General features: G+C 69.3%; 14 protein-coding genes. 6 read left to right on the forward strand and 8 right to left on the reverse strand.

Features of this window, described 5'->3' with window-relative positions:
* Positions 1–198 precede the first annotated feature (198 nt).
* Positions 199–1,872 carry a urocanate hydratase gene (gene hutU / locus AAFN86_RS17380; RefSeq protein ID WP_347544629.1) on the forward strand — a complete coding sequence of 558 codons (1,674 nt, stop codon included), beginning with the start codon at positions 199–201 and terminating at the stop codon, positions 1,870–1,872.
* Positions 1,873–2,371: 499 nt separating this feature from the next.
* Here hutU and AAFN86_RS17385 read toward each other — a convergent pair whose 3' ends face one another.
* From AAFN86_RS17385 to AAFN86_RS17395, 3 genes are all read right to left on the reverse strand, one after another.
* On the reverse strand, positions 2,372–2,791 hold the full coding sequence (locus AAFN86_RS17385; protein WP_347544630.1) for a DUF6525 family protein: 420 nt from the start codon (positions 2,789–2,791) through the stop codon (positions 2,372–2,374).
* Between the two features lie 262 nt (positions 2,792–3,053).
* Positions 3,054–3,929 (reverse strand): sulfurtransferase, encoded by an 876-nt coding sequence (locus AAFN86_RS17390; protein WP_347544632.1) that lies wholly within the window; start codon positions 3,927–3,929, stop codon positions 3,054–3,056.
* Positions 3,930–4,047: 118 nt separating this feature from the next.
* Positions 4,048–4,887: a 3-hydroxybutyrate dehydrogenase gene (locus tag AAFN86_RS17395; RefSeq protein WP_347544634.1), complete on the reverse strand. Its 840-nt coding sequence runs from the start codon at positions 4,885–4,887 to the stop codon at positions 4,048–4,050.
* Between the two features lie 234 nt (positions 4,888–5,121).
* Here AAFN86_RS17395 and AAFN86_RS17400 point away from each other — a divergent pair, with 234 nt between their 5' ends.
* The 5 genes from AAFN86_RS17400 (at position 5,122) to AAFN86_RS17420 (ending at position 10,332) form a co-directional block, all read left to right on the forward strand.
* Complete coding sequence (locus tag AAFN86_RS17400) at positions 5,122–6,042, forward strand: LysR family transcriptional regulator (RefSeq protein WP_347544636.1); 921 nt, start codon at positions 5,122–5,124, stop codon at positions 6,040–6,042.
* A 119-nt stretch (positions 6,043–6,161) separates the two neighbouring features.
* Positions 6,162–6,752, forward strand: a complete 591-nt coding sequence (locus tag AAFN86_RS17405) for a sigma-70 family RNA polymerase sigma factor (protein WP_347544638.1) — start codon at positions 6,162–6,164, stop codon at positions 6,750–6,752.
* Between the two features lie 148 nt (positions 6,753–6,900).
* Positions 6,901–8,049, forward strand: coding sequence for a patatin-like phospholipase family protein (locus tag AAFN86_RS17410; protein ID WP_347544639.1), 1,149 nt, complete (start codon positions 6,901–6,903; stop codon positions 8,047–8,049).
* A gap of 11 nt (positions 8,050–8,060) precedes the next feature.
* The gene (locus AAFN86_RS17415) at positions 8,061–9,365 is read left to right on the forward strand and encodes an NAD(P)/FAD-dependent oxidoreductase (protein ID WP_347544640.1); all 1,305 of its coding nucleotides are present in this window, start codon (positions 8,061–8,063) and stop codon (positions 9,363–9,365) included.
* A gap of 1 nt (position 9,366) precedes the next feature.
* Positions 9,367–10,332, forward strand: a complete 966-nt coding sequence (locus AAFN86_RS17420; protein ID WP_347544642.1) for a YeeE/YedE thiosulfate transporter family protein — start codon at positions 9,367–9,369, stop codon at positions 10,330–10,332.
* A 325-nt stretch (positions 10,333–10,657) separates the two neighbouring features.
* Here the strand turns inward: AAFN86_RS17420 and AAFN86_RS17425 are convergent, their stop codons facing one another.
* The 5 genes from AAFN86_RS17425 to AAFN86_RS17445 are packed head-to-tail and all read right to left on the reverse strand — an operon-like array spanning position 10,658 to position 17,340.
* On the reverse strand, positions 10,658–12,325 hold the full coding sequence (locus AAFN86_RS17425) for a thiamine pyrophosphate-dependent enzyme (protein WP_347544643.1): 1,668 nt from the start codon (positions 12,323–12,325) through the stop codon (positions 10,658–10,660).
* A gap of 2 nt (positions 12,326–12,327) precedes the next feature.
* A complete protein-coding gene (locus tag AAFN86_RS17430) occupies positions 12,328–13,299 on the reverse strand; it encodes a tripartite tricarboxylate transporter substrate binding protein (RefSeq protein WP_347544644.1) in 972 nt (323 codons plus the stop codon).
* 35 nt (positions 13,300–13,334) lie between these two features.
* A complete protein-coding gene (locus tag AAFN86_RS17435) occupies positions 13,335–14,291 on the reverse strand; it encodes a branched-chain amino acid transaminase (RefSeq protein WP_347544645.1) in 957 nt (318 codons plus the stop codon).
* Positions 14,292–14,302: 11 nt separating this feature from the next.
* Positions 14,303–16,384, reverse strand: a complete 2,082-nt coding sequence (locus tag AAFN86_RS17440) for a hydantoinase/oxoprolinase family protein (RefSeq protein WP_347544647.1) — start codon at positions 16,382–16,384, stop codon at positions 14,303–14,305.
* On the reverse strand, positions 16,381–17,340 hold the full coding sequence (locus AAFN86_RS17445; protein WP_347544648.1) for a tripartite tricarboxylate transporter substrate binding protein: 960 nt from the start codon (positions 17,338–17,340) through the stop codon (positions 16,381–16,383). The genes AAFN86_RS17440 and AAFN86_RS17445 overlap by 4 nt, the downstream gene beginning before the upstream one ends.

Below are 17,340 nucleotides of genomic sequence, written 5' to 3' on the forward strand. Positions count from 1 at the left end.
CTTCTCGCACAGTCCTGGCGCTGCTTCCGAGCGCCGGGCCCATCGGTTCCGTCCCGCGGCGGCCGAGCCGCCGTGCCTGGCACCAACATCCCGCGGTCCAGGGACCCGTAGGTCCCTGGTGGGGTGGCTTGGAGGGGCAACGCCCCTCCAACCGTCGCGCCCAATCCGCTTTCCTCCCCCCGGAAAGGGCCCCACCCCATGACCCGCATCGCCAATTCCCGCATCATCACGGCTCCACGCGGCCCTGTCCCCATCTGCCAGTCCTGGGGTGCCGAGGCGGCGATGCGCATGCTGATGAACAACCTCGACCCCGAGGTTGCCGAGAAGCCGGACGAGTTGGTCGTCTATGGCGGCATCGGCCGTGCGGCGCGCGACTGGGATGCCTTCGACCGCATCGTCTCCTCCCTGAAGGCGCTTGAGCCCGATGAGACGCTGCTGGTGCAATCCGGCAAGCCGGTCGGCATCTTCCGCACGACGGCCGATGCGCCGCGCGTGCTGATCGCCAATTCCAACCTGGTGCCGCATTGGGCGACCTGGGAGCATTTCCACGAGCTCGATCGCCGCGGCCTGATGATGTACGGCCAGATGACGGCCGGGTCGTGGATCTACATCGGCAGCCAGGGCATCGTGCAGGGCACCTACGAGACCTTCGTCGAGGTTGGTCGCCAGCACTATGGCGGCAGCCTGGCCGGCAAGTGGATCCTGACGGGCGGCCTTGGCGGCATGGGCGGAGCGCAGCCGCTCGCCGCGACCATGGCCGGCGCTTCGATGATCGCGGTGGAATGCCAGCCGAGCCGGATCGAGATGCGCCTGCGCACCCGCTATCTCGACAAGAAGGCCGAGACGCTCGACGAGGCACTGGCGATGATCGAGGCCGCGCGGGAGGATGGTCGCGCCGTCTCGGTCGGCCTGCTCGGCAATGCCGCCGAGATCTTCCCCGAGATCCTGCGCCGCGGCATCCGCCCCGATGCGGTCACCGACCAGACCAGCGCGCATGACCCGTTGAACGGCTACCTGCCCGCCGGCTGGACGTTGGCGGAGTGGGAGGAGCGGCGCGAGCGCGACCCCGCCGGCACGACGCTCGCCGCGAAGCGTTCGATGGCGCGGCATGTCGAGGCGATGCTTGGCTTTCACGCGCTGGGCATCCCGGTGCTCGACTACGGCAACAACATCCGCCAGATGGCGAAGGAGATGGGCGTCGAACACGCCTTCGACTTCCCCGGCTTCGTACCCGCCTATATCCGCCCGCTGTTCTGCCGTGGCGTCGGGCCGTTCCGCTGGGCGGCGCTGTCGGGCGACCCCGAGGACATCGCGCGCACCGACGCCAAGGTGCGGGAATTGCTGCCGGATGATGCGCATCTGCACAATTGGCTCGACATGGCGGGCAGGCGCATCGCGTTCCAGGGCCTGCCGGCGCGCATCTGCTGGGTCGGGCTGGGCGATCGGCACCGGCTGGGCCTCGCCTTCAACGAGATGGTCGCAAAGGGCGAGTTGAAGGCGCCGATCGTCATCGGCCGCGATCACCTCGATTCCGGTTCGGTGGCATCCCCGAACCGCGAGACGGAGGCGATGAAGGATGGCTCGGACGCGGTGTCCGACTGGCCATTGCTGAACGCATTGCTGAACACAGCGTCCGGCGCGACCTGGGTGTCGCTGCATCATGGCGGCGGTGTGGGCATGGGCTTCTCCCAGCATGCCGGGATGGTGATCGTCGCCGATGGCACCGAGGCCGCGGCGCGGCGGATCGCGCGGGTCCTGTGGAATGACCCGGGCACCGGCGTGATGCGCCACGCCGATGCCGGCTACGACATCGCCATCGACCACGCGAAGCGGATGGGGATGAAGCTGCCCGCCCTCGGCATCGGCGGTTAGAACAGATCGCGTTCCGATGGAATGATCTGAACGCGTGAAGATGCCCTCAAGACAATGGGCTGGAGCATGTGGTTTGAGCGGATACGAATGCAGCATGATTTGGGCTTCGCGGCCCCAGACCCAAAAGCAGCGCTGCGTGTGTTCCGGTTGAACAACCCATGGGGTTTGCCGGACACGCGCCTTCGGCTGCATCCCGAGTTGAGAGAAGGACCAGACGTGATAGGCGCGGGCGCAAGAGGGCGATCCTTCGACCTCCCATGCGGCGTCCGCGTGGAAATCCGCTCCGCGCCACCTTTGCTGTAATGGCCGCAGACCAGGCCGGCTCTGCGCGCTGCCTCGGAGCGCTAGGATGCACGGCGGCAGATCGTGACCCTGACGTAACGCGCGGCCTGGCCCTCGCATTCCCGATCATGGTGCTTCTGACCTGCTCGGAGGCGCGTAGATCGGCCGGGTAGTCCAGCGTCAATCCGGTTGTGGCCGCGTTGCAGCCGGCCCTCGGTCAGCGCCGGGCGCGGCGCCCTGCCTTCCGCTTGTCCGTTGCCTTGGCCCGCTTTCCCTTCGGGGCGACGTGAATCGGCTCAGCCGCGGGGATACCGTCCGTCCCGACGTATCGCTGGAGCGTCGCACTGGCCGCGAGGTGCGGATAGGCCGTCGGGCCGGTCGGCCAGGTTCGCGCGAAGGCGGCGACTTCCGCATGATCGTGCCTGCGAATGGCCTGGACGAGCAGGAACGTCGCCTGGGCCGGCCGCAACCGCAGTTGCCGCAGCAGGTGAATGTGCCATTCACGGGCACGCATGGGGCACCAATCCACCAAGGCTTCCTGCAGGGCTCGGCGCACCTCGACGGGCAATTCCTCATACGCTCGGTAGGGGTCGCCCTTCAGCTTGCTGTAGGGCCTGGTTGCCATGCTGTTGTCCATCGCCGGCTTCTAGCGAAGCGAAGACCTTCGGGAAACCGTAGTGCCAGCAGCTGGGTGCACGGCACCCATGCCGCCTTGTTGGACAAGGCGGGGTTCCGCCCTCATGGCTGATCGTGGCCGGGGGCTGCCGGCCCGCTTTCTGGGTGGCGGATTGAAATCAGACTTCCGCGCCACGCTTGGGGGGGATGGCGCCGGCCGACGGCCTGTCCGGCGCAAGGATGCGTGGGCCCACGGGTCGGTTCCGGCGGGCCACCCATGCTGCTTACCCGACTTCGATGGGCAGGGACCTGTCGTTGGCCCACTCGCTCATGGACGCATCGTAGACCGCAAGGTTCGAATAGCCGAGCTGGTGGAGCAGGAAGGCATCCAGCGTCGCGGCGATGCCACCGCCGCAATACAGCACGATGCGCTTCGATCGATCGGCCCCGACGGCATCGAAGGTCGCAGCGACCTCCGCCGGCGACCGGAATGTCATGGACCGCGGATCGACCAGGGAGGCCACCGGGACATTAACGCTGCCCGGCACCCGGCCCGGTCGCCCATATCTCGGATTCTCCCCGCTATGGAGATCCGGCGCCAGCGCGTTGATGGTGCAGACGCCGGCGTCGCCGATCGCGGCCCTCACCTGGTCCTTGCCGACGAACAGACCGGCCCGGGGCCGGGCCGTCAGGCTGGCAGGCGGAAACTCGGTCGTCGCCGCCTCGATCGGCCGCCCCTCGGCCTGCCACTTGTCGAAGCCGCCATCGAGCACGGCCGCATCGTCGAAACCGATGGCGCGCAACATCCACCACACGCGCGTGGCCCACTGCATGGACTTGCGGGAATAGAGGACAACGCGGCATCCCGCGCCGACGCCCTTGCCAGCCAGGCGCGCAGCAAGGGCCTCGGCCGCGGGCATGGTGAAGTTGAACGGGCTCGAGGTATCGGAGAGCTCGCCCTGCAGGTCCAGGAATCCCGAGCCCGCAATATGCGCCGCCTCGTAGTCGCTGCGGCCGCTCTGCACGCGATAGGGCCTGCCGGTGCCGGTCTCGTAGATCAGATAGGTCGTGCAATCGAAGACGCGCAGCGTTGCATCGTCGAGGTGATCCTCGAGCCACTGCGTATCCACAATCGCCTCCGGATGGACGTAGCGCGACATGTGTGATCCTCCGAACAGCATTGAAGGCCGGACGAGCCAGTCGCCGGGCCGCTCCACGATACAGCAATCGGCGGAGCCCGTCGGCTGCCGTCAGGCGGCTTCGGGTTGGCGCGGCCGGTCAATGCGCGGTCCAACCGCCATCGACCGGCAGCGCGACGCCGGTGATTGACGCCGCCCCTTCGGAGCAGAGGAAGGCGACCGTCGCAGCGATCTCCCCGACGGTCGCAAAGCGCCGCGTGGGCTGCTCGGCGAGGAAGATCGTGCGGATCACCTCCGTCTCGCTGAGCCCGTGCGCGCGGGCCTGCGCCGCGACCTGGCCGGCGACCAGCGGCGTCCAGACATACCCCGGGCAGACCGCGTTGCAGGTCACGCCGTATTCGGCGGCCTCAAGCGCCGTGACCTTGGTCAGACCGATGACGCCGTGCTTCGCGGCGACATAGGCGCTCTTGAAGGGCGAAGCGACCAGCCCGTGCGCCGAGGCGACATTCACGATGCGCCCCCAACCGCGTTCCTTCATGGATGCAAGCGCCGCGCGCGTCGCGTGGAAGGTGGCCGAGAGGTTGATCGCGGTGATCGCATCCCATTTCTCCGGCGGGAAATCCTCGATCGGCGCGACATGCTGGATGCCCGCGTTGTTCACCAGGATGTCGGTCGGTCCGAAGACGCGGCGCGTGCGTTCGACCAGGGCTTCGATCTGCGCCGCGTCCGACATGTCGGCCCCGTCATGGCGGACGGGCACGGCATGGGCGTCGCTGATCCGTCGCACCGTTTCCTCGACCTCGGCGACGGGACCGAAGCCGTTGAGCACGACGGCGGCGCCACGCGCCGCAAGCGCCTCGGCGATGCCAAGGCCGATGCCGCTGGTGGACCCGGTGACGATCGCCACCCGTCCTTCCAACTCGCGTGGTCGATCGCCGGTCTCCGTCAGCCCGCCCGGCGTCATGATCATGCTGCTCATCGGATATCCTCCCTGCCGAGGTCATTCGCGCGCCGCGCGGCCCTGGATACTGGCCTGATGCGGCCGCGGCAGCGTGGGCCGGGGCCGTGGCTGCGCGCCAATGCCGGCCGGACAGCGTTTCAATGGCTGTTCGCTATGGAGGGCCCCGCCCCGGGGCGCCTATGGTGCCGCGCCGGAACGATGCGCTGCGCGGGCCCATGGCCTGTGCGGTCGATGGGTTGAAGGGCGTCTGCAATGGAGATCCATGAGATCCGCTATTTCCTGGCGGTTTGCCAAGCGCTCAACTTCACCAAGGCCGCGGAGCAGTGCAACGTCAGCCAACCGGCCCTGACGCGCGCCATCCAAAAGATGGAGGGCGAACTCGGCGGGCTGCTCTTCTCGCGTGAACGCGGCAACACGCATCTCACCGAACTCGGGCGGCTCATGCATCCGCATTTCGAGGAGGTGATGGCGCGGACGGTGGCGGCCAGGGACAGTGCGCTGCGCTTCCTGCGGCTCGAAAGCGCGCATCTGCGCGTCGGCGTGATGTCCACCATCGGTCCGATGCGCTTCGTCGGGTTCCTCAATCGCTTCCGTGCCGACCATGGCGGCATCGAGCTGACACTGAGCGAGGCGGTCGCCTCCCGGCTGTCCGTCTCGTTGATGGCGGGCGAGATCGACATCGCCGTGATGGCGCAGCCCGAGGATTTCGATGAGCGCCTCCGCGCCGAGCCGCTCTATCGCGAACGTTTCGTCGTCGCCTGCCCGATCGGCCACCCGTTCGAGCGCCGCAATGCCATCACCATGAAAGACATGGATGGGCAGACCTATCTGCAGCGGGCGAATTGCGAGTTCCGCGATGTCCTGCGGGAGCGCTGTGAATCGGCGGGCGCTTACATCAACCGTTCCTACCGCAGCGAGCGGGAGGACTGGATCCAGACCATGATCGCCGCCGGCATGGGGGTCTGCTTCATCCCCGAATTCTCGGCGACGCATCCGGGCCTGGTGCTGCGTCGCGTCGAGGAACCGGAGGTCGTGCGCAGCATATGCCTCGTCACCGTCGCCGGGCGGCGCTGGTCGCCGGCGGTGGCGAGCTTCGTGCAGGCGATCCGCCGCTATGCCTGGCCGACGGGCGGCGATATCGAGGACACGTCAGACGGGTCGGCCACCGGATGAACGACCATAGGTGATCAGCATCGAACCGATGCGGCACCGGCCTTGGCCAGCGGGGGCCGGTATCGACGACACTTCGACCACGTTCCGGCGTCTCGCCGGACTAGGTCGAGGAGGGTGTCATGCACCATCAGCCCGAAACTGCCCGCCAAAGCCGCGGCGCCGCAGCGCCTGGCGACTGGGAGGCGATGATGGCGGCGGCGCAGGCTGGCGACGTCCGGGCCTATGACCGCCTGCTGCGGGAGATGCTGCCGCTGTTGCGCGCGACGGCGCGGCGACGGCTCAGCAATGCGGCCGATGTCGAGGAGGCGGTGCAGGACACGCTGCTGACGATCCACCAGCTGCGCCACACCTATGAGCCCGGCCGCCCCCTGCGCCCCTGGCTCCGGGTGATCTGCGAGCGCCGCTGCGTCGACCGCATCCGTTGGCGCCAGCGCCATGCACGGGGCGAATTGCCGATCTCGGACGCGGAGGACAGCATTGCCGCGCCGTCCCGGCACGATGCCGGCCCGGGCAAGGTGATGGCAGCGCAACTGCGCGCCCTGGTCGATACGCTGCCCGCCGCGCAGCGCACGGCATTGACGCTGACACGGTTCGAGGAACTGTCGCTGACCGAGGCGAGCCGGCATTCGGGCCTGTCGATCGGCTCATTGAAGATCGCCTGCTGGCGCGGCGTGCGCACGCTGCGCGAGCGCCTCGATGCGGCGGCATAGAGAGGCACCCGAAAGCCAGAGCTGTTCCGCCGTCTCCGCGAAACCATCGCGGCGTCGCTGACGAAGAAGATAGCGCGATCACACATTCCATGGCGCCGCCGGAGCGGTCGGTGGTGGTGGTCGCTCCCGGTCGAAGGATGCCCTGCGAATGAGCACGACGCCCAGCGCCACGACACATGCGGTGATCGATCGCACCCACCTTGGCCAGATCGTCCTGGTGTTGCAGGGCGGCGGCGCGCTCGGCGCGTACCAGGCCGGCGTGTACCAGGCGCTCGACGAAGCGGGGATCGAGCCGGACTGGGTGATCGGTACCTCGATCGGCGCCATCAATGCCGGCATCATCGCCGGCAACCGACCCGGCGAACGCCTGCCCCGGCTGCGGGAATTCTGGTCGCGGATGCAGCGCGACGCTGTCGCCGAGGCGTTCTGCCAGGTGCCCGGCTGGGGCATCATGGCGGCGAATGCGATGACCGTCCTGGGCGGCCTGCCCGCCTTCTTCAAACCCAATCCATGGGCGGCCTTCGGCCTGAAGCTGGCACCCGAGGCGGCGGGCTACTATTCGACGAGACCGCTCGAGAGGACGCTGGCGGACCTGATCGATGGCGATGTCCTCGCTGGTGGCGCGACGCGGCTGACGGTGGGCGCGGCCAGCGTCCGCACCGCCGAGATGCGCTATTTCGACAGCCGCGAGGCGCCGGTCTCGATCCGCCACGTCATGGCATCGGGCGCGCTGCCGCCGGCCTTCCCGGCGGTGCGCATCGACGGCGAGCTCTACTGGGATGGCGGCATCCTCTCGAACACCCCGGTCGAGGCGGTGTTCGACGACAATCCGCGCCGCAGCGGCCTCGTCTTCACGGTCAACATCTGGCATGCGGAAGGCGCCGAGCCCGACGACATGGCCACGGTCATGGCGCGCCAGAAGGACGTGCAATACGCCAGCCGCGCCGCCTCGCAGATCCAGCGCCAGAAGCAGATCCACCGCCTGCGCCACATCATCGCCGAACTGGCCGCCCGGTTGCCTGAGGCGGATCGGAGCAACCCCGAGATCAGGCGCCTCGCGGCCTATGGCTGCCTGACGCGGATGCATGTGGTGCGGTTGCAGGCACCCGCGCTGCTGGGGGAGGACCAGACGAAGGACATCGACTTCAGCGCCCGCGGCATCCGAGAGCGCTGGGAGGCCGGCTACGCCGACACCATCCGGGTGCTCGACCAGCAGCCCTGGACGCATCAATTCGATCCGATCGAGGGCTTCATCCTGCACGAGACGGAAGCCGGCACCATCATCAGCGAGGGGTGAGGACGACGCCCATGCAGCGCATCGTGATCATCGGCGGCGGCTTCGCCGGCTCCACCACGGCCAGCATCCTTGCCAGGCGACTGCCGCCCGGCTGGGAAGTCCTGCTGATCAGCGAGGAAAGCTACACCACCTACAACCCGATGCTCCCGGAAGTGGTGGGCGCCTCGATCTTCCCCGAGCAGGTGGTGGCACCGTTGCGCCAGATCATGGGCATCGGGCGGCGCGGGCGCTTCGTGATGGGGCGCGTGTCGGCCATCGACCTCATGCATCGGCAGGTCACCTGCGCGACCCTCGCCGGCGACCGCGGCTTCGCCTTTGACCACCTGGTCCTCGCGCTCGGCAATCGTGCGCGGCGCGACCTGGTGCCCGGCATGGCCGAGCACGCCCTGCCGCTGAAGACCGTGGGCGACGCGCTGCACATCCGCAATGTCGTGCTGCGTCGCCTGGCACAGATCGAACTCGAGACCGATCCCGCGCTCCAGCGGCGCCTGGGCCGCTTCGTCGTGATCGGCGGTGGCTTCTCGGGCGTCGAGGTCGCTGGTGCCCTGGCCGACTGCCTGAAGGGCATCGCCCGCTACTATCCCGGTGCGGCGACGCAGGCGCTTTCGGTTGCCCTCGTGCAGAACCTGCCGCGCCTGTTGCCAGAACTGCCGGAATCCCTGGGCGCAGCGGCGCAGCGGATGCTCGTTGCCGACGGTGTGGACGTCCGGCTCGGCGCCACCGCGGGGGCGATACGGGGCGATGGCGTGGTCCTGTCCGACGGGGAGGTGATCGAGGCCGCCACGGTCATCGGTACCATCGGAACGCAGCCCAATGCGCTGGCCGTGTCGCTTGGCCTGCCGATGGAGCGCGGGCGCATCCGGGTCGAACCGGGCATGCAGGTGGCCGGCCGGTCCGATGTCTGGGCCATCGGCGACTGTGCGTGGGTGGTGAATGCGCGCGACGGCGCGGCCTCGCCCCCGACCGCGCAGTTCGCCGTGCGCCAGGCAGTGCAGCTCGCCCGCAACCTGCTTGGGGCGCTGCGCGGGCAGGAGGCTCGCCCGTTCCACTACCGGCCGCGCGGGGCGATGGCGGCGATCGGCCATATGAACGGCGTGGCGGAGGTGTTCGGGATCCACCTCACCGGCCTGCCGGCCTGGTTGCTGTGGCGTGCCTACTACCTGTCCCAGATGCCGACGCCGGGGCGGAAACTGCGCATCTTCGTCGAATGGACCTGGGGAATGTTCTTCGCGACCGACATCACGCACATCCGATTCACGCGCAGCGTCGAGCAGGAGGATACGACCGGCGTCGTCGAACGGAGCGCGGCTGCGTGACATGGACACCTACCTGCTCACCCCCGCCTTCCTGATCGCCACCGCCTGCGCCGGGATGATGGGCTTCGCCATCCAGCGCGGTGCCACCTGCACCGTCGCGGCCGTGGAGGAAATCCTCGAACGGCGCTCCGCCGGGCGACTTGTCGCGATGGTCGAGGCCGCGGCGTGGGTTGCCGCCGGGCTTGTCGTCGCGCAGGTGCTCGGGGCGCTGGGGACCATGCCGGTGGGGTATCCGGTGCAGGAACGGACGATCGGGGGGGCCGTGCTGCTCGGGCTCGGTGCCTGGCTCAACCGGGCCTGTGCCTTCGGGTCGATCGCGAGGCTGGGCAGCGGCGAATGGGCCTATCTGGCAACGCCGGTCGGCTATCTCGCAGGATGCCTGGCGTTTGCGCCATTGGGCCCGCAGCCAGGGCCGGTGCCGCTCGCCGAAGGGTCGCCGATATTGCAGGCTCCGGCCTGGATCGTGCTGCCGCTCGTCGCGGTGATGGCGTGGCGGCTGGCCCGGCATGCCGGAGGCAGCTGGACGCCGCATGCCGCCACCACCGTCATCGGCATCACCTTCCTGATCACGCTGCTGCTCGTCGGGGCGTGGAGCTACACCGACCTGCTGGCCGAACTGGCGCGCGGCATGGCTGGCGGCGCGGCAGCGCGGGGCGTGCTGTTCCTGGCATTGCTGGCCGGCGCGATCCTGGGCGGGTGGATCGCCGGCCGGCCCGGCGGCACGCGCATGACGCCGAGGGCACTGCTACGCTGCTTCGCCGGCGGTGCCGTCATGGCCCTGGGCGCGTTGCTAGTTCCCGGCGGGAATGATGGGCTGATCCTGCTCGGCATGCCGCTGCTCTGGCCGTATGCGTGGGTGGCGTTCCTGACGATGTGCGTCACGGTCGGCATGGCGAGATTGGCGCAGGGCGGTCTTTCCCGGTTCACCGCCACGCGACGGGCACGAACCCCGCGCGCCGGCGCATGATCGGTGCGCGCTTGTCGCGGACGAACGCCTGGCTCGCGAGGGCGCCGGCGTGCAGCGTGGCAACGATTTCGCTGATCATTGGCGGGTGATCCCCGGCTTTCCGAGCTGCCGCGGCGCCTCGTCCGGATCCAGAACGCCCCCGATGGTCTATGGCGCTTGCCGCCCACGCAGCCCGTCGGCGCGCGCCATCCCGCATGCCGGATCGGTCACCGGCCGCGTCGGTGCGCCCGGCGGCGCGGGCGGCGCCGCCGAGGTCATGGAGGCAGATCCGATACGGCCGGTGGCCCGGGCCACCGGCCAGTCTTTCTCGCTGCAGGCTGGACCGCTATGCCCCGGCCCGGCGCCGCCAGGCGGTGACCTGCAGGGCCGACGACTTCACATGCACCACGGTCGGGACGTCGCGCGGCGTGAGCGCTTCGCCGAGGACCGGGCCGATATCGGTCTCCTCGCGAATGACCAGGCCCACGGCGCCGAATGCGTTGGCCCACACGGCGAAATCCGGATTGGCCAGGTCGGCCGCCGCCGCGACCGGCCTGCCCGGATAGCGGTTCGCGTGGTGCATCCCGATGGAGCCATAGGTGCCGTTGTCGGCAATAATGATGATCGGTGCCGTTCCATGCCGCCTGGCGGTGGCGATCTCATTGCCGGTCATCAGCGCGCCGCCGTCGCCGACAATGGCTATGACCTGGCGGCCCGGATGGCGCAGCGTCGCCGCCACGGCCATCGGCACGGCGGGGCCCATGCCGCCCACCGCCGAGCCGAGGAAGATGTTGCGCGGCCCAAAGGGCACATGGCGATGCACGAAGGAGGTGAAGTTGCCCGCATCGGTGGACAACACCGCATCGGGTGCCATGCGTTCCGCGAGTGCGATGCAGACGGCGGCGAAGTTCACCCCGTCCGGCGCGGCGTCCCAGGACGGTGCGGTCAGTTCGCGATGAATGCCGTGCAGGCGCGCGATCCAGCCCGCCCGCCCGGCCGGCGGTGACGGGGGGTCGCGTTCCAGCAGCGCGGCGACGACCGAGGCCGGGTCGGCAACGATGGGCAGTTCCACGCCGAAGACGCGATTCAGCTCCGACGGATCGGGCCAGACATGCACGACCGGCAGTTGCGGGTCCGGCGCGGCCGGGAAGGTGTACGATTGGCTGACCACGTCCGTCAGCCTTTCGCCAAGGGCAACGAGCAGGTCGGCTTCCTTCATCGCCGCCATCAGTTTCGGCTGCACGCGATTGCCGACATAGCCGGCGCAATGCGGGTGCCGGCTGTCGAACAGATGCGGCCAGCGATGGGTCGGCGCGACCGCCAGCATCCAGGTCTCGGCCAGGCGCGCCAGGGAGGCCAGGCGGTCCGGCGCGCCGTCCATGGCGCTGCCGGCGAGGATCAGCGGCCGCTCCGCCGCCGCCAGACGCGCCGCGAGGTCCGCCACCTGATCGGCGCCGGCGCGCGGGGTCGGCCGCGCGCGCGGCGCCGCCAGCGGCAGCGCGCCGGCATCGTCGTCGAACAGATCCTCCGGCAGGATCACGGCGACCGGACCCGGCGTGCCGCTTTCGGCGAGGTGATAGGCCCGCGCGATGGCCTCGGAGGCCTGCGAGGCCAGGTCGACCTCGATCACCGCCTTGGTCGTATCCGCCAGCAGCCGACCGTAATTCTGTTCCTGCAGGGCGCCGCGACCCATGTCACGGCGTTCCACCTGGCCCACCAGCAGCACCATCGGCACGGCGTCGTGAAAGGCGGTGTGAAGACCGATCATGGCATTCGCGACGCCTGGTCCGCGTGAGACCAGGCAAAGCCCCGCGCGACCACCGCGCATGCGGCCATCGGCCACCGCCATGTAGGACGCGCCGCCTTCATGGCGGCAGACGACCAGGCGCAGCGCCGGCAGGTCCGTGATCGCATCGGTCAGCCCGAGAAAGCTTTCCCCCGGCACGCAGAAGATCAGATCCGCGCCGTGGGCGAGAAGGCTTTCGGCGACCAGGTTGCCGACGCTGCGGGCCATGGTCAGCCTTCCACGCGGATGTTGGCGGCGCGGATGACCTCGGACCAGATGCGGCGCTCGCTGGCGATCTCGGCCTTGAACGCCTCGGTCGAAGTATCTGATTCGTCGATCAGGGATTCCGTCAGGCGCTGCCGCACCTCGGGCTTCGCGGTAGCGATGCGCACCTGGTCGGACCAATACGACACCCAGGCCGGCGACAGGCCCTTCGGCCCCGCCACGCCCCACCAGGACCCACCGACCATGCCCGGCAGGGTGGCGGCCATGATGGGCACATTGGGCAATGTCGGGTGCGGGCGCGCCGTGGCGACGGCCAGCCCCTTCATCGCGCCACCGCGAATATGCTGCAGCGCTTCAGGCAGCAGGGCGAAATACACGTCGATGCGGCTCGCCATGAGGTCGAGCAGCGCCGGCGCACCGCCGCGATAGGCGACGAAGTCCAGGTCGATGCCAGCCATCTGCGCCATGCGCGCGGCCATCAGATGCGGCGACGACCCCGCGCCGCCATGTCCGCAGGTGGTCCGCTGCGCCTTGGCGTAGGCGATGAAGCCCGCCATGTCGGAAAACGGCGCATCGGGTCGTGCGACCAGCACCATCGCGCCGCGACCCATGCCGCCGATCGGTGTCAGCTCGGTATCCGGGTCGATCGGCATGGTCATGCCTGGCAGCACCGGGGAGACGGAGAGGTTGAAGCCGGAGGCGATGGCCAGGACGTGTCCATCCGGCGGTGCATTCGCCACCGTCTGCAGCCCGATGAAGCCGCCCGCGCCGGTGCGATTCTCGACCACCACGTTGCGGCCGAGCTGCGGACCCAGCGCCTGCGCGACGATGCGCGCCATCGCATCCACGCTGCCGCCAGCGGCGAAGCCCACGACGAAACGCACATCGCGCGAGACGGGTTGCGCGCGCAGCCCCGGCGCGGCCAGGGCGGCGGGAAGGGCGGCGAGCAGAGCGCGCCGCGGGGTGATCATCGTCATACTCGCCTCTCCTGTTGTGGTTGTGATGCTGGCGTTCAGTCGGCGGCCGTCTTGCGCGCGGCGTTGCCATAGACCGGGGTGAGCCAGTGCCGGTAGCGCGGCACGGCGCCCGAGACGATGTCGAAATACAGCTTCTGGATGCGGCGGGTCAGCGCGCCGGGCTTGCCGTCGCCGACATCATAGTGGTCCACCGAGTTGACCGGCGTGACCTCGTGCCCGCTGCCGCAGAAGAAGGCTTCGTCGCAGACATACAATTCGGTGCGGTCGATCTCGCGCTCGATCACCTCCATGCCGAGTTCGGCCTGGATCGCCTCGATCAGCGTCTCGCGCGTGATGCTTTCCAGGATGTCGGCAGTGACCGGCGGCGTGATCACGCGGCCCTTGCGGATCATCATGAAGCAGGCACCCGGGCCTTCGGCGACCTTGCCTGCTGCGTTCAGCAGGATCGGCACCTGGAAGCCGTTCAGCCGCGCATCGATGTAGGCGAGCCGCGAATTGTGGTAGTTCGCCCCTGACTTGATGCGCGATGGCGAGGCGAGGTCGGAGTTGCGCCGCCAGGTCGAGACGCAGGTCGTTACCCCGGTCTCTATGGACTTCGTCGAAGGCTTGCTGAAGGCGAGTATGAACATCCCCGTCTTGATTTCCGAGGGCAGGTAGTCGGTCAGCTCACCCTGGTCGAAATAGGCGACCGGACGGAAATGCACCGGGCCGCGATAGCCGCAGGCCTTGATCAGCGCGATCGATGCCTCCTCGATCTCCGCATCGCTGTAGGGGATCGTCATGCGCATGATGCGCGCGCCCTGCCGCAGGCGCGCGACGTGTTCCGCGTGGCGGAAGATGAACAACTCCTGCTCGGCCTCGGACCAATAGGCGCGCTCGCCCTCGAAGACATTCTCGCCGCGCAGGACGCATTCGGTCGCGATGTGCATGGTCGCCTGTTCCCAGGGGACGAGCTTGCCGTTCATCCAGGCATAGGGTGCGTTCTTGGCCATGGTGCTTCCCCTCAGACGGCCTCGGCCGCGTCGATGTCGATGATGAGATTGCCGTGGCCATCCAGGCCGAAATCGCAGTCGGGCCCGATGACCGTGGTGGATTCGCGTTCCTCGACCACCGCCGGCCCGCGCAGCGTCGCGCCGGGCTGCAGGCGATAGCGATCATAGACTGCGCAAGGCTTGCGCCCGGTCTGCGGGAACCAGACGTCGCGCACGCCTTTCCAGGCATCGCCGCCGATGCTCGCGCCCAGCGTGGCCGGCACGGCCGGACGGCTCGCGCTGGCATGCAGGCGCCAGGAGAGAAGTTCGATCGGCAGGCCCTCGATGCGGCGGTCGAACAGACGCTGATAGGCGTCGAGGAAGGCGCGCTCGACGCTCTCCGCCGTCAGCGTCTCCGGCAGCGGCACGGCGATGTCGAAGCCCTGGCCGACATAGCGCATGTCGGCGCTCTGGCGGAACGTGACGTCGCCGGGCGCGGCCCCCGTCTCGATCAGCAACGCGCGGGCCTCGGCTTCCATCTCCGCATAGTGGCGCGCGACCTCGGCCCAATCGACCGCGACGAGACGCCGGACACCACTGCGCACCAGGTCGATCGCCGGCGCGGCGACGAGGAAGCCGAGCGCGGAGGCCACGCCCGCCCCGGCCGGCACGACGATGCGCCGCAGCTTCAGCAGCTTCGCCAGACCATAGGCATGCACCGGCCCGGCGCCGCCGAAGGCGAGCAGCGCATAGCGGCGCGGATCGCGCCCCTTCTCGGCGATATACATGCGGGTCGCCGCGGCCATGTTCTCGTTCACTACGGCGTGGATGCCGGCGGCGACCTGGTCGACCGACATCCCCAGCGGACCGGCGAGCTCGTCGCGGACCGCATTCTCCACCGCCTCGCGGTCCAGCCCCATCTCGCCGCCGAGGAAATAGTCGGGCGAGAGGTAGCCGAGCAGCAGGTCGGCATCCGTCACGGTCGGGTGCCGACCGCCGCGCCCATAGCAGACCGGGCCGGGCACCGAGCCGGCACTTTCGGGGCCGACCGTCAGCAGGCCCATCGCATTGACGGCGGCAATCGAACCGCCACCGGCGCCGATCTCGATCAGGTCGATCACCGGCACCTTCAGCGGCAGGCCGGACCCCTTGCGGAAGCGCTTCACCCGCGCGGCCTCGAAGGTCGAGGCATGCTCCGCCTCGCCGCCCTCGATCAGGCACATCTTCGCGGTGGTGCCGCCCATGTCGAAGGAGATCATCTCCGACAGCCCGCATGCCGCACCGACATGCATCGCCGCCGTCGCACCGGCCGCCGGGCCGCTCTCGATCAACTGCACCGGGTTGGCGCGCGCATGGCGCACCGTCGCGATGCCGCCGGCCGAGAGCATCAGGTGCAGCGGCCCGCGCAGGCCGCGCTCATGCAACTCGTGGTCCAGCCGCGCGAGATAGCGGTCCATCAGCGGCAGCACATACGCGTTCACGCAGGCGGTGTTGGCGCGCTCGTATTCGCGGATCTCGGGGGCGACGTCGCTCGACAGCGTGACAGGGATGCCCGGGAGATCCTCGGCGAGGATCGCGCCGATACGCCGTTCATGCGCGGGATCCAGGTAGGAATGCAGCAGGCAGACGGCGACCGCCTCGACGCCCTGCGCCTTCAGCGCCTGCGCGGCGGCGCGGACCTCGGCTTCGTCCAGCGGTCGCAGGATGTCGCCTTGCGCGCTCAGCCGTTCCGTCACGACATGGCGGCGCGGGCGCGATACCAGCGGCTCCGGCTTCTCCAGCGCCAGGTCATAGAGATCGTAGCGCATCTCGCGCCCCATCTCGAGGTTGTCGCGGAAGCCCCTGGTCGTGATCAGGCCGATCCGCGCGCCCTTGCGCTCGATGACGGTGTTGGTGACCAGCGTCGTGCCGTGGACCACCTGGCGGACATCGGCGATGGCGGCACCCGCTTCCCCCAGCAGGCGCGTGATGCCGTCCAGGATGGCGCGGCCGGGATCGTCCGGCGTGGTCAGCCGCTTGCCGGTCAGGACGCGCGACTGCGCTTCATCCACCAGGACGAAATCAGTGAAGGTGCCGCCGACATCGACACCGATGCGCATGGAAGGAGAAGTCATTCAGGCTTGATTCCTGCTGTCTGGACAACGTCGCGCCACCTGGCCGTCTCTGCCGCCAGCATCTCGCGGAACGCCGCAGGCCCGAGGGCGAGGCGCTCAAGGCCAAGCGCGGGAAGGCGCGAGGCGACGGCCTCCGACGCCATCGCCGCCTGCAACGCGGTGCTCAATGCTTCGACGAGCGGCCCGGGCATGCCCGGTGGCCCAAGGGCGCCCCACCAGAAGGCGGAAACGAGATCGATCCCCTGTTCGCGCAGCGTCGGCGCATCCGGCAGGTCCGCCATGCGGCGTTCGGCCGCCACGCCGACGACACGCATCTGCCCGCCCGTGATCAGCGGTGCGGCCGTCGCCATGGCCTGGATCATCGCCTGCACCTGCCCCGACAACAGGTCCTGGATGGCTGCGCCGGTGCCGCGATAGGGGACATGTGTCACGCGCACGCCGCTGCGCAGTTGCAGCAGCTCGATCATCAGATGCGTGCTGGTGGCCACGCCGCCCGAGGCGAAGTTGATCGCGCCCGGCTGCGCGCGCGCGGCAGCGAGAAGGTCGCGCGTATCGCGATAGGGCGACGCCTGCGCCACCACGATGAGCGCAGGCGCAGCGGCCAAGGCGGCGATGGGCGTGAAATCGACGGCGGCCTCGAAGGGTACCGGCCGCCCCGCTGCGGCTTGCAAGGCGGGAATGGTGACGAGCGGTGTGTCGCCGAGCAGCAGCGTGGTGCCGTCCGGCGGGCTGCGCATCACGGCCTCGGCGCCGATCTGGCTGCCGGCACCGGCACGGTTCTCGACGACGACCGAGGTGCCGAGCGCCGTGCCCAGGGCCGATGCCAACAGCCGCGCCAGCGTGTCCGAACCGCCGCCGGGCGCGAAGGGGACGATCAGGCGGATCGGCCTGGGCGCCTGCGCCACCGCCGGCGTCGCGACGGAGGCCGCCAGCAGGGCGCGGCGCGCAATTCGCAT

Origin of the sequence: Roseomonas sp. CAU 1739, assembly GCF_039839775.1 — a bacterium.
Taxonomy (GTDB): Bacteria; Pseudomonadota; Alphaproteobacteria; order Acetobacterales; family Acetobacteraceae; genus Neoroseomonas.

Coding starts and splice junctions, on each gene's coding strand:
- AAFN86_RS17415 (WP_347544640.1), top strand. CDS start 8,061: ATGCAGCGCATCGTGATCATCGGCGGCGGCTTCGCCGGCTCCACCACG.
- AAFN86_RS17425 (WP_347544643.1), bottom strand. CDS start 12,325: ATGGCCCGCAGCGTCGGCAACCTGGTCGCCGAAAGCCTTCTCGCCCAC.
- AAFN86_RS17440 (WP_347544647.1), bottom strand. CDS start 16,384: ATGACTTCTCCTTCCATGCGCATCGGTGTCGATGTCGGCGGCACCTTC.
- AAFN86_RS17410 (WP_347544639.1), top strand. CDS start 6,901: ATGAGCACGACGCCCAGCGCCACGACACATGCGGTGATCGATCGCACC.
- AAFN86_RS17400 (WP_347544636.1), top strand. CDS start 5,122: ATGGAGATCCATGAGATCCGCTATTTCCTGGCGGTTTGCCAAGCGCTC.
- AAFN86_RS17430 (WP_347544644.1), bottom strand. CDS start 13,299: ATGACGATGATCACCCCGCGGCGCGCTCTGCTCGCCGCCCTTCCCGCC.
- hutU (WP_347544629.1), top strand. CDS start 199: ATGACCCGCATCGCCAATTCCCGCATCATCACGGCTCCACGCGGCCCT.
- AAFN86_RS17445 (WP_347544648.1), bottom strand. CDS start 17,340: ATGCGAATTGCGCGCCGCGCCCTGCTGGCGGCCTCCGTCGCGACGCCG.
- AAFN86_RS17435 (WP_347544645.1), bottom strand. CDS start 14,291: ATGGCCAAGAACGCACCCTATGCCTGGATGAACGGCAAGCTCGTCCCC.
- AAFN86_RS17395 (WP_347544634.1), bottom strand. CDS start 4,887: ATGAGCAGCATGATCATGACGCCGGGCGGGCTGACGGAGACCGGCGAT.
- AAFN86_RS17390 (WP_347544632.1), bottom strand. CDS start 3,929: ATGTCGCGCTACGTCCATCCGGAGGCGATTGTGGATACGCAGTGGCTC.
- AAFN86_RS17420 (WP_347544642.1), top strand. CDS start 9,367: ATGGACACCTACCTGCTCACCCCCGCCTTCCTGATCGCCACCGCCTGC.
- AAFN86_RS17405 (WP_347544638.1), top strand. CDS start 6,162: ATGCACCATCAGCCCGAAACTGCCCGCCAAAGCCGCGGCGCCGCAGCG.
- AAFN86_RS17385 (WP_347544630.1), bottom strand. CDS start 2,791: ATGGACAACAGCATGGCAACCAGGCCCTACAGCAAGCTGAAGGGCGAC.